We start from the raw sequence: 12,153 nt of genomic DNA on the forward strand, positions 1-12,153 counted from the left end.
AAAAATCTCCTCCTGTTTAACATTAATTTTTTATTTCTATTAATGGAGAGAGTCGTAGCCATAGAGATTCAGACATAAAAAAACCCGCAAGAAAGATTCCTTGCGGGTATTAAATGTGAATCTAGAAGAATTTCTAAGAAAGATTCGCCAATACTTCTTTAATTTTATTAAAATCAGGTAATTCTTTAGGTGTAGGTGTTTGTTCGCTGTACTGGATAACTCCATTTTTATCGATTACAAACGCTGCACGAGCACTGACAGAACCCAAACCAATCAAATCGTCGAGTAAAACTCCATAATCAGCGGCTGTTTTCTTATTCAAATCACTTAGTACCGGGATTTTGATCGCATTTTTTTCTGCCCACGCTTCTTGAGCGAATGGACTATCAACGCTGATCGCATAAACGCTAGTATTTAAGGCTTCATAAACACTGATTCCTGAAGTGATATCACACATCTCTTCCGTACAAACACTCGTAAATGCTAAAGGAAAAAAGAGGACGATTGTATTCATTTTCCCAAAGTTATCACTCAGTTTAACATCAGAAAGTCCTTCTGCGGTCTTTCTTTTAAGGCTGAAATCTGGGGCTTTTGTTCCTACTGAGAGTGGCATAATATTCCTTTTTGAATTTTTGTTTAAAGTTAAGACTCATAAATTGCCTAGAGATACTCAATTGTCAAGTTATTGCGATTACTTCTCAATTAATCAGCAGTTAAATTTCATTTTTACTTTAAGTTTACCCCTCACCCACTCCATCTTCATGATTAATATAAGTATTTTATAAAGTAGTGATATAATTTTAATTGACTCGCTCGGTTTCTTGGTCATTTTTTAAATTTATTTGATTTAGAAATATACCGTGGTACTCTATTTTTAATCAAAACCTAAAATTATGTCTTCTGAACCTAATCAAAATATCAATTCCACTATTGCTCCCTCTAATAATACTAACGGTGTACCACCAAAAATTCATGATGCAGTTATTCGTCTTGCTGGGAATTCACAAGATGGGATTCAAGCTGTAGGAGCAATTCTTGCAAGATTGGCTGGGCGCAGTGACCAAGATGTCATGACCTATATGACAATTCCTTCCACCATTTCAGGGGGGCCTTCGATTTTCCAGGTGAGAATCGGTTCCGGTGAGGTCATGTCCAGTGGGGACGAGGCGGATTTTCTCGTCGCATTTTATCAACATTCTTATGAAGAGCACATTAGCAGCCTTAAGAAAGGCGGAATTCTGCTATACGACTCCGATCACGTAACACCGAATCTTGATGACCGTAACTATAAATATGTGGGTATTCCCATCTCTGGTTTAACTGTCGAGGCGATTGGGGGAACAGCCCGTGATAAGGGGAAGAATATGTTCCTTTTAGGATCACTCACTAAAATTTTTAATTTGGATCTGGTAAAGGTGGAACGCCTTTTAAACGAAAAATTTAAAAGCAAAGACGAAAGTATTATCAATACAGTCATGTCAGCATTCCATGCAGGTCACGGATACGATACAGGAAATATTATCGGTCTTTATCAATTTGAATCTGTTAAAAGGGCTGATGGACGAGCCCAAGTCACCATGACCGGCAATGAGGCACTTTCACTGGGAGCGATTGCAGGCGGTATCCGTTTTGGGTCCGCTTATCCGATTACCCCATGGTCGGATATTATGGAGTATTTGCGCCGTGAACTTCCAAAATATGGTGGGCTCTTTATACAGGCGGAAGATGAATTAGGGGCCATTTCCATGGCTATCGGCGGATCTTATGCGGGTAAACTCGCCCTGACGGGTAGCTCGGGACCCGGGATATCACTAAAATGTGAGGCCATTAGTTATGCCGTTATGGCTGAGATTCCTTTAATTATCGTGGACGTTCAACGTGGAGGTCCCTCTACCGGATTACCGACCAATGCAGAACAAAGTGACCTCTACATTGCCTGTTTTGGTGGACACGGTGATGCCCCCCGCGTAGTGCTTGCCCCTAATAGTGTCGAGGATTGTTTTTACCTGACCATCGAGGCGATTAATATTGCCCGAGAATACAGCACCCCGGTCATCATCCTCTCGGACCAGGCTATCGCCACACGTATTGAAGCATTTGCCGAACCTGATCTGCAAAAATACGTGCAAGATATCACTCCTGATTTCAAACCAAAACCGGTAGGATGGAAACCTTATACACTCGATGGACTCACTCATCATGCGCCTCCCGGTACTTTTATGAGTGATGGGAGGTATCCTCTCGTGACAGGTTTAGAGCATGATGAATACGGCCATCCGACAGGCAAACCGGTCCTCCATAAACTCATGACTGAAAAGAGACGGGAAAAAATAAAAAAAATCGCTGAAAAACTACCACCCTCAACACTCTACGGCCCTAACGAAGGTAATGTACTCTTGGTCAGCTGGGGTTCCTCTTGGGGGCCCGTCTGTGAGGCGGTGGATAAAGGCCGTGCCAGCGGGAAAAGTGTTTCAGCATTGAATATCCGTTACGTTAACCCGCTTCCCAACGGATTAGACAATATCTTTGCCGGCTTTAATGCTGTCTGTGTCGTCGAACTTAATGACCAAGGCCTCTATGGTTATGGACAACTAGCCAGCCTATTACGGATGAAATATTGTGATCCAAAAATCAAGAGCATCACCAAAGCAGACGGATTAACCTTTAAAGTCAGCGAAATCCTGGATGCCATAAAAGAATATACCGGAACCGAAACCCTAGACCCCGTAAAAGCTTAATTATTTCAAAGACACTGATATGAATGCTACCCTCCCCACACCAAACTCCACACAAATCAAATCTGAGCCCGTCGATCTGACTGAGCGTCCGAGCCTAGAGAACCGTTCTAAATATACCAAAAAAGACCTCACCGCTGACCATCCCACTTGGTGTCCTGGATGCGGGGACTTTGGGGTCTTAGCCCTTTATTATAAACTCCTCGAAAAAAAGCAATACCCTGTCGAAAACATCACCACGATTGCAGGGATAGGTTGTTCAAGCCGCTTTCCTTATTTTGTCAATGGCCATGGAGCCCATTTTATCCATGGTCGCGCAGTGGCATTTGCTACGGGGGTGAGTTTGAGTCGCCCTGACCTGCACGTATTTACTTTTGGTGGTGATGGGGACGCTTTCTCTATCGGGGGGAACCATCTCGAACACGCTGCCCGACGCAATGTGAATATGACTTATGTGATCATGGACAATAATGTCTATGGACTCACTAAAAAACAGACTTCCCCCACTTCCCCCATCGGTTTTAAAAGTAAAACTGATCCTTGGGGTGCTTTTGATTACCCGATTAACCCCATGAAAAAGCTCATTTCATCGGGAGCGACATTTATCGCCCGTGGCACTACCACAAACGCCGCTCATCTGGCAAAACTCTTTGAACGCGCCGCTGATCATAATGGATTTTCTGTTATCCACGTTTTATCGGAATGTGTGGAATTTTTCGCAGGTGCCTTTGACTCCGCAAATCCCCGCAAAGGCGGTATTTTCAGGGAAATTGAAGAAAAGAAAAATGACGGTACGCCCGAAGACAATAAACGCCATGATGTCTCCAACGAATTGGCCGCTTATAAGCTTGCTCAAGACGACTTCCCGGGTTGGTTCGGTGTGTTTCATGAAATAAACCGTCCGACAAAAAATCAGCAAGAATGGAAAGTTATCGAAAATGCTCGTGCAAAATCAAATAATGCCTCAGCTATCGAGCTACTCCAACAAACCTTTGACCGCTTAAAATAAGCCTTTCAACCATAAACCCGGCCACTGGTTCATGGTTGAATATTCCCGTAAGTCTGGTATGGCTTAGGTCATGCGACAATCACGCCGTAAAAGGACACCCCACCATTCCGCCCTGACGGAACTCAATGTCACTCCGTTACTGGATTTGGCCTTTGTTCTTTTGATCATTTTTATGATTACGACTCCATTGGTCGAAAAAACCGTATCCATCGATATTCCCACGTCGGATACCGCCAGCCAATCAATTGATGCTGATACGATTAAGATTATAGAAGTGGATAAGGAAGGGAAAATATTTCTGGAAGGTGAAAAGCTTGAACCTTCCATGCTCGATCAACGCTTGGTTTCCATGAAACATGCAAAGCCTGACTCGGCGGTGGTCGTCAGGGGGGATCAAATTTTGAAACTTCAAGAGTTGATCAGGGTTATTGATATTATTCAGAAAGCCGGAATTACAAAATTTGGCATTGTCACAACACCCCACTAAATAATGGAAAAACGATTCAGTATTAATTTTGTGATTGTGGTCGCGGCTCACGCCACTTTGATCTTTTTTATCCTTTATTTTGGACACTTTCTCATGTCAAAACCCATGGTTACTGAAAAAGTCGCTTGGATGAGTCCGGGCATTATGAATGCCATGGGGCAACAAGGAATGGCTAAACAAGCCACCGTGCCCATTCCTGACAAAAAACCATCCCAATCTCAGGCGGCCATAACTCAGCCGTCAATTCCTAAAGCACCCCCACTCCAACCTGCTCCGATTGAAAACACCCCCACCGCTCTCCCCCCAAAGTCAGAGCCGAAAGTGCCCCCTACCCCACAGCCTACGCCTGAAATCAAAAAGACTACCCCTCCTAAAAAGGTGGTTCCTTCCCCTGCCGTCACCAAAAAGCCTGACATCACTACCCAATCAGAAACCAAGGGTGATTTGAATATTGCCAAAATACAAAGTCCAGAAAAGAATCCCCCGTCGGCTTCCACTTCCGTAGTAACTGGCGAAACAAAAGTTTCCACGGGAAAATCTTCACCCGTCATCAAAAAATCAGATAAAATAGTCAAAAAGAGTGCCCCAGGCAACGTTGCAACGACATCTTCTATAACCCAAAAGAATACAGACTCTTCTACAGCAAACACCGACTCTAATCAAGAATCAACCGGTTCGGGATCGGCTAGCGCAGCTGCTATCAGTAGCTTGGAATCTATCGCCGGGAATATAGCAGGATCGGGGGCTGCAAAGTCCGGTCTTACCACATCGATGACGATCGGCACTTATGGTGTGGCAGGAGGACAGGAATCTGATTTTTCAGATTACTTTGGCCACATTAAAAGCAGAATGATTGATGCATGGGACCAACCCAAAGAACTCCTCGGTGTGGGGAAAAAGTTTAAAACGGGTATCAAAGTAAAAATCACAAGGGGAGGGGCTATTTCTTCTGTGAGTGTTATTTCCTCATCGGGCAATCCCCTATGGGATGAGTCCGCACTTGCCGCTGCAAGGAAAGTCTCAAAAGTCAATTCCCTACCAGAAGGCCTCGGGGATGATACGGGACTTAATCTGACCATTTACTTTGAGCCTGAGGATTAATCATAAAAAAAAGCTGCCAGTAAAAATACTGGCAGCTGATTAAAAAATCTTCCGCTTTGCAAAAGACTACTTTTTAGTTACCGACGCACGGATGGCATCCAAAGTTCCAGCGGAACCGAGCTTCACATTTTTGGCAGCGATAAATTTCGCATATTCATCCATAAAGATTTTACCCGGAGGACGGAAATCAAATTCACTGGGTTTTTCATGGAAGAATTCACGGTGGACACGGGTCCAAACCAAACGGCCATCAGTATCAATATTGACTTTTGTCACACCCAGCTTTGCTGCGGGCAAGTATTCATTTTCATCCACGCCACAAGCACTCGGGTCAAGGGTACCACCGGCCTTATTGATCCGGGCGACTTCTTCTTTAGGAACACTGCTGGAGCCATGCATGACAATGGGTTTACCTGGGCAGATTTTCTGAATTTTCTCAATGATGTCGAAATGCAAACTCTGGTGACCTTTGAATTTATAGGCACCGTGACTGGTTCCTATTGCAGCGGCAAGAGAGTCACAACCCGTCTTATCGAAAAATTCTTTAGCTTCATCAGGGTTAGTCAAGCAGGCATGCCCATCCTCGACAACGATGTCTTCTTCCACACCCCCGAGCTGACCGAGCTCAGCTTCGACGCTGATTCCCTTAGCATGGGCCTTATCGACGACACGTTTGGTAATTTCCATATTTTTCTCAAATGTCTCGTGGGAGGCGTCAATCATGACGGAACTGTAAAAACCGGAGTCGATACAGTCATAACAAGTTTGCTCATCACCATGATCGAGATGTACCGCAAATATCGCCTCGGGAAAAATCTGGTCGGCAGTACGGATAATTGCTTCGAGCATGAGTTTATTCGAATAATTACGGGCACCTTTCGAAAGCTGAATAATGAATGGGGCCTTTGAGTCCATACATCCACGGAAAAGACCCATGGTTTGTTCAATGTTATTAATATTGTAAGCGCCTACGGCAAATTTACCGTATGCAACGTCGAAGAGTTGTTTTGTGGTTACGATCATATCTTTGTCCTTTTTAGATGAAGCTTTTGATTCGGAAAGCTCCAATTCTGTAATTTCGTCCCTTTCTTTGACCAAAAGAGACCTCTTTTGTCAAAGATAGTCGTCGCAAATATTTTACTTGATATTATCTTTTCAAAAATTGTTTCCGAGAGCATACTCCGGCCCATGATCAAAGAAATCTCCAATCTCCTCGGCGATAAAGCGGATTCACTGCTCAATCATACTTGTCAAACAATTCCCAAAGACATGCTTCACATCCCCCGACCGGGTGTTGTCGACAATCTTTTCGGCCCTAGCGACCGGAATAACCGTGTGTTAAACAACTTGCACCGTCTGTATAATACCGGCCGGCTGGCTGGTACAGGGTACATGTCTATTTTACCTGTGGATCAGGGTATTGAACATTCTGCCGGGGCTAGCTTTGCGAAGAACCCGATCTATTTTGATTCGGAGAATATTGTCAAACTCGCTATTGAGGGCGGGTGTAACGCTGTCGCCTCGACATTCGGGGTTTTAGGCAGTGTTGCCCGGAGATATGCCCACCAGATTCCATTCATCGTCAAAATCAACCATAATGAATTGCTCACTTATCCAAATAAGTTCGATCAAATCATGTTCGGCACCATCGAGGAAGCCTATGAAATGGGTGCAGCCGCTGTGGGAGCTACCATTTACTTTGGATCAGAAGAAAGCGGACGTCAGATTGTGGAGGTGTCACAAGCATTTGCTTATGCGCATGAACTAGGAATGGCCACCGTCCTCTGGTGCTATTTGCGCAACAACGAATTCAAGAAAGATAAAGATTACCATGTCTCCGCCGACTTGACCGGACAAGCAAACCATATCGGAGTCACTATCCAGGCGGATATTATCAAACAAAAACTTCCTGAAAATAACGGCGGTTACACTGCATTAAATATGGGTGATTCCAGTTATGGAAAGATTGACAAACTGGTTTATGAAAAACTCAGTAGCGACCATCCGATCGACCTCTGCCGTTACCAAGTGGCAAATTGTTATTTAGGCAGAATCGGCCTGATCAATAGCGGCGGCCCCTCTGGTAAAAACGACTTTGGCGAGGCAGTCACCACAGCCGTGATTAATAAACGCGCTGGAGGCTCAGGCCTGATCTCGGGACGCAAAGCTTTCCAACGTCCCATGGCTGAAGGGGTAAAACTCTTGAATACCATCCAAGACGTTTATCTCTGTAAAGAAATCACGGTCGCCTAATTTTCTATCAAAACTCATCAAAAAAACCCGCGCAAATTGCTCTGCGCGGGTTTTTTTATATGACTTTTTAAAAAAAGTTTCTTAGTAAGGTAATGGAAACCGGGAGGTTAATTCGCGTACTTTTCCGCGGATTTCTTTTAACTTTGGATCTTCGGCATTCCCCGTAGCCAATGCCTCGGAAATCAAGTCACCTACCTGGTCAAATTCTTTTTCCTTAAACCCACGTGTGGTACAGGCCGGTGTCCCCAGACGGATTCCGCTGGCGACAAACGGGCTCTTTGTATCAAAAGGAATCGCATTTTTATTCACCGTGATTCCAGCTTGGTCGAGGATCGTTGAGGAATCTTTACCCGTCAACCCCTTGACAGAGACATCCACGAGGCAAAGATGGTTATCTGTCCCCCCGCTGACAATCCGGAATCCATTCTTCTGCATCCGGGCGGCCAGAGTCTTTGAGTTTTTCACCACTTGCTCTTGGTAAGTATTAAATGAGGGTTGTAATGCCTCATGGAAACAAACCGCTTTTGCGGCGATGACATGTTCCAATGGCCCCCCTTGGATTCCGGGGAATACCTGGGCATCGATTTCCTTTGCATACTTTTCCTTGCAAAGGATCAGGCCACTGCGCGGGCCACGGAGGGTTTTATGTGTGGTGGTCGTGACAAAATCCGCAAAGGGAACCGGAGAAGGATGTACCCCGGCTGCCACCAAACCGGCAATATGCGCCATATCCACCATCAGAAGGGCTCCCACTTCTTGGGCTACTCGGGAGACCTTTTCAAAGTCAATGATCCTAGGATAAGCAGAAGCCCCTACTGTGATCAGTTTTGGTTTATGCTCATGAGCAAATTGCTCCAGTGAATCATAATCAAGTAACTCATTATCCCTACGGACACCATAATGGACGACCTCATAAAAGCGTCCTGAAAAATTAGTTTTAAACCCGTGGGTCAAGTGACCGCCATGGGCCAGATCCATTGTCAAAATCTTGTCCCCAGGCTGCAAAAAGGCAAAATAGACAGCCATATTTGCGCCACTTCCGGAATGGGGCTGTACGTTGGCATGTTCCGCCCCGAAAAGTTTTTTGGCGCGGTTAATAGCAAGTTGCTCCACCTCATCGACAAATTCACAACCGCCATACCAACGTTTTTTAGGGTAACCTTCCGCATATTTATTGGTCAGTACGGATCCTTGGGCCTCCATCACCGCCGGACTGGTGAAATTCTCACTGGCAATCAGCTCGATATTCTCCTGTTGGCGTTCCCTCTCCTGCTCAATAAATTTCGCAATTTCAGGATCCACATGGCTCAAACGTAATGAAGTCTCCTCAATCTTGGAAACACGACGCTCATGGCGACCTCCTTCGAAATTTGTATTCAACCAGATATCCACGATTTCCTTAGCCCTATCCGGCGAAGTCTCATCAGCAGAGAGGCAAATAACATTCGAGTTATTATGTTCACGGCTTAAACGGGCTGTCATGTCATCGTGGACCAAAGCGGCCCGCACCCCGGGGATTTTATTCGCCGAAATGGACATCCCGATGCCAGTTTTACAGACTAATATACCGCAATCAAAATTCTCATTAGAAACCGATTCGGCGACTTGATGGGCAAAATCCGGATAATCCACTGAATCCTTGGAATGGGTGCCAAAGTCCTCAATATTAATATTATTATTTTTCAGGGTTTCCTTGATGGATTCCTTGAGCTCAAAACCGGCATGATCCGATCCGATAGCGATGCGCAATTTGCGTTGTAGTTCCTGTTCCATAGGCTTTTGTTTTTGTGACTCCTCGATAAATTCTAAAATAGAAGATAAGGCTTTTTTAATTTCCTGGCAACAATCCATGTAAATTTCCAGCGGCATTCCGATCGGATCGACGATATCCCTCTCAAAGTCTTCGATATCCATGACAAACTCTTTGACCAAAAAAGTCTTCTCAGATGCAAACGGGAAGAGCATTTTAACCGCTTGGGCGTGTGACGAGGTCATGCAGAAGATATAATCGGCAAGCACAGCGATCTCCTCAGTCATATTCTGACTGCGGATATTGGAGATATTAATCCCTTCTTCACGACAGGCAATCACCGAATATTGACTCGGCGGCTGGTTTGGCATCGCTCCCAAACCACATGAAATAACCTGAAAATCATCATGCCCAGCGGACTGGACAAGCTTTTCAAAAAGCCCTTCAGCCATTGGGCTGCGGCAGATATTACCTGTACATACAAAGACGACTTTTATCATGGAATATTACCCAGACTATAACACGCCCTATTTTTTTTCAAACATTGATTCTGATATTCCTCTAAAACATAAAATCTCAATATTTGATTCTGAAAATAAAATTGACACGGCAATTTTTCTGCCGGATGCTACCACGATGAAACATCCGCTTAAACTTCAAGCATTTACATTAATTGAACTCCTTGTCGTGATCGCCATTATCGCTATATTGGCAGGCATTAGTTTTCCCGTTATCATGAGGACAAAAATGAAGGGAATGATTGTTAAAAGTTCCTCGAACCTAAAGAATATCGGGGTAGCTTGTCGCTTATACACGAGTGATAATGATGGATTCTTCCCGGTCAGTGCCATCCCCGCCACTACCGCCGCCCGATCTGATTATAACCTCTTGATTCCTAACTATGCGAGTAAAGGAGTATTTCAAGCTCCTACAGATACGACTGCATTAAATATCGCAAAAACTAATTCATCAGCCACCCTTGTATCAAATGAAAATAGTTATACTTATTTTTCAGGCTTGGATGTCATTGCTCTGTCCGGTGCTGTCAGCAGTTCAACAGACTCAAGTATTCCTCTTGCTTCAGAAAGGTTGAATCAAAAACCCTTGGTGAATACCAATGCCCAAGCCCTGACAACCACGATTTTTAATGGAACGGGGGTGAACATATTAAAATCAGATGGTTCAGTCGCCTTCACTCCCGCCACAAATGCCCCTACGGCATCAGTCAAACTCTATCGGGATATCACCGTGGCTGTCGGCATCACAAATTTGAATACCAACGCTGGCTGGAGGAATAATGAATAAAGCCGCGTGATTAGAGCGGCTTGATTTTATTGATACCATGCCTGACTGACTCAGGCTGAAGCGGATATTGTCTTTAAATCCGGTCTTTTATTCTGGTATGTTTCAGCGTAGGCGAGGACTTTGGGATCAGGCTCGATACCCCAAGCCTTGCAGGCATCCTGATAAACCTCCGGCCACCAGCTTTTGTGTTCAGTTAACCCGTCAGTCTGATACTTATTCCAATCCATGAGGATTTTTGACCAGCATTGGTCACCATATTCAATGGCCTCGTGGGCATCTTTAAAATCGCTGACGTACCAATCACGCCCGATCCGTGCATGGAGCACCTCATCAGCCCAGTCATAATCCTGGAAGAGCGCTGAAAGGGGATTTCCGGATATCTGGGCAACCTCCCACTCATAACGCTTACCTGTCTTTGGCATCAACCCTTGCTCGATAAAATAAAGCACGGCATGCCGTTCAATCGGTTTGAGCTGGGTATTGAGTCCCATGGACCAGTTAAAAGTGAATGTTATTTTTTTCCAATCGATACCTAGATTCACAAATCCCACTTCCCCCATCATCCCATGGCGGGCCTCATCCCAGAGCTGCCGGCTCAAATCACGGTAATATTCCCAAGGTTTACCCTTTGTCTGGGCGATAATACCGGCCATCATCTCCGGCACATCGACCTCCCGGAAACGTTTAAAAAACATCATGATCGTTTTTGCCTGAGCGGAGTAATCGGGATTATACAAAAATGCTTCGGCATTGACCCCTTGGTTATAAAGATCCTTGAACCGTTCATCACGTTTGGGCACCGGATCATAGGTGTAAGGCTTTAGGGAATAAAACGTGTCGGCTTTTTTCCCAGACACCTGATGGGTCCCATCAATCCCGCCAGAGGTAAGGAGGGCTTCATCCAAGACTTCGCAATAATGATTCATCTTATCCTGGCACTGGGCATCAATCATCCCTTTGATAGCCTGTCCGCCAAAATCATTCATATCATTCAACTCCAGTAAGGCAAAACGCAAAATCCGGACGGTAGGTTGATCCGCCAGGATATTGGTGTCCTGCTGGAATTTTTCGATCGCTCCTATCAATGAGGGAATCGCCTTCCCATAAAGGCCGAAAACAAGTTCCTCGGAGGTAGGGCAGCAAAGGATCTCATCAAAAAAGACTTCTAAATTCCCATCTGGAACGGTATCTAATCCCAATGGTGGCTCCCTCATTTCCCCGACACGTTTCCTTAAGGCTGCGACATGTTCGGCGGCCAACCATGAGTGGAGACTGTAAGCCGATTTTAGCTCGTAGATTGGTTCGGCAGTGATACGGGCTGTCATGATTTCGTGCAAACGTTTTAATGAATAATGAAATCGTTTCAGACGACGGACGACCTCTTCGACGGAGAGTCCTGGCCTCATCGCATCTGTCATCAGTCCTATTCCCGCAATATGGGGAATGCCACGGTATTCAGGGTAATTTATTGCTATCATAGAGTGCTTCCTAAAATGTTTAGTGATGTTTTGAC

General features: G+C 44.9%; 10 protein-coding genes. 6 read left to right on the forward strand and 4 right to left on the reverse strand.

Annotation, left to right across the window (positions count from 1 at the left end; translation table 11 throughout):
- Positions 1-133: 133 nt before the first annotated feature.
- Positions 134-613, reverse strand: coding sequence for a redoxin domain-containing protein (locus SGI98_09500; GenBank protein MDZ4743636.1), 480 nt, complete (start codon positions 611-613; stop codon positions 134-136).
- 280 nt (positions 614-893) lie between these two features.
- Here SGI98_09500 and SGI98_09505 point away from each other — a divergent pair, with 280 nt between their 5' ends.
- The 4 genes from SGI98_09505 to SGI98_09520 all read left to right on the forward strand — a co-directional run bounded on the left by SGI98_09505 (position 894) and on the right by SGI98_09520 (position 5,332).
- Positions 894-2,738, forward strand: coding sequence for a 2-oxoacid:acceptor oxidoreductase subunit alpha (locus SGI98_09505; GenBank protein MDZ4743637.1), 1,845 nt, complete (start codon positions 894-896; stop codon positions 2,736-2,738).
- Between the two features lie 19 nt (positions 2,739-2,757).
- Positions 2,758-3,744 carry a thiamine pyrophosphate-dependent enzyme gene (locus SGI98_09510; GenBank protein ID MDZ4743638.1) on the forward strand — a complete coding sequence of 329 codons (987 nt, stop codon included), beginning with the start codon at positions 2,758-2,760 and terminating at the stop codon, positions 3,742-3,744.
- A 70-nt stretch (positions 3,745-3,814) separates the two neighbouring features.
- The gene (locus SGI98_09515) at positions 3,815-4,231 is read left to right on the forward strand and encodes a biopolymer transporter ExbD (GenBank protein MDZ4743639.1); all 417 of its coding nucleotides are present in this window, start codon (positions 3,815-3,817) and stop codon (positions 4,229-4,231) included.
- A 3-nt stretch (positions 4,232-4,234) separates the two neighbouring features.
- Positions 4,235-5,332: a TonB family protein gene (locus tag SGI98_09520; GenBank protein ID MDZ4743640.1), complete on the forward strand. Its 1,098-nt coding sequence runs from the start codon at positions 4,235-4,237 to the stop codon at positions 5,330-5,332.
- Between the two features lie 66 nt (positions 5,333-5,398).
- Here the strand turns inward: SGI98_09520 and SGI98_09525 are convergent, their stop codons facing one another.
- Positions 5,399-6,355, reverse strand: coding sequence for a ketose-bisphosphate aldolase (locus SGI98_09525; protein MDZ4743641.1), 957 nt, complete (start codon positions 6,353-6,355; stop codon positions 5,399-5,401).
- Positions 6,356-6,523: 168 nt separating this feature from the next.
- On the opposite strand from SGI98_09525, the gene SGI98_09530 reads away from it, so the two are divergent.
- Positions 6,524-7,585, forward strand: a complete 1,062-nt coding sequence (locus SGI98_09530; protein ID MDZ4743642.1) for a class I fructose-bisphosphate aldolase — start codon at positions 6,524-6,526, stop codon at positions 7,583-7,585.
- A gap of 81 nt (positions 7,586-7,666) precedes the next feature.
- On the opposite strand, the gene rpiB is transcribed toward SGI98_09530, so the two are convergent.
- Positions 7,667-9,835, reverse strand: coding sequence for a ribose 5-phosphate isomerase B (gene rpiB / locus SGI98_09535; GenBank protein MDZ4743643.1), 2,169 nt, complete (start codon positions 9,833-9,835; stop codon positions 7,667-7,669).
- 136 nt (positions 9,836-9,971) lie between these two features.
- Between rpiB and SGI98_09540 the strand changes: the two genes are divergently transcribed.
- Positions 9,972-10,640 carry a prepilin-type N-terminal cleavage/methylation domain-containing protein gene (locus SGI98_09540; GenBank protein MDZ4743644.1) on the forward strand — a complete coding sequence of 223 codons (669 nt, stop codon included), beginning with the start codon at positions 9,972-9,974 and terminating at the stop codon, positions 10,638-10,640.
- 50 nt (positions 10,641-10,690) lie between these two features.
- Here the strand turns inward: SGI98_09540 and SGI98_09545 are convergent, their stop codons facing one another.
- A complete protein-coding gene (locus SGI98_09545) occupies positions 10,691-12,118 on the reverse strand; it encodes a hypothetical protein (GenBank protein MDZ4743645.1) in 1,428 nt (475 codons plus the stop codon).
- Positions 12,119-12,153: the final 35 nt, after the last annotated feature.

Source organism: Verrucomicrobiota bacterium (assembly GCA_034440155.1).
Lineage (GTDB): Bacteria > Verrucomicrobiota > Verrucomicrobiia > JAWXBN01 > JAWXBN01 > JAWXBN01.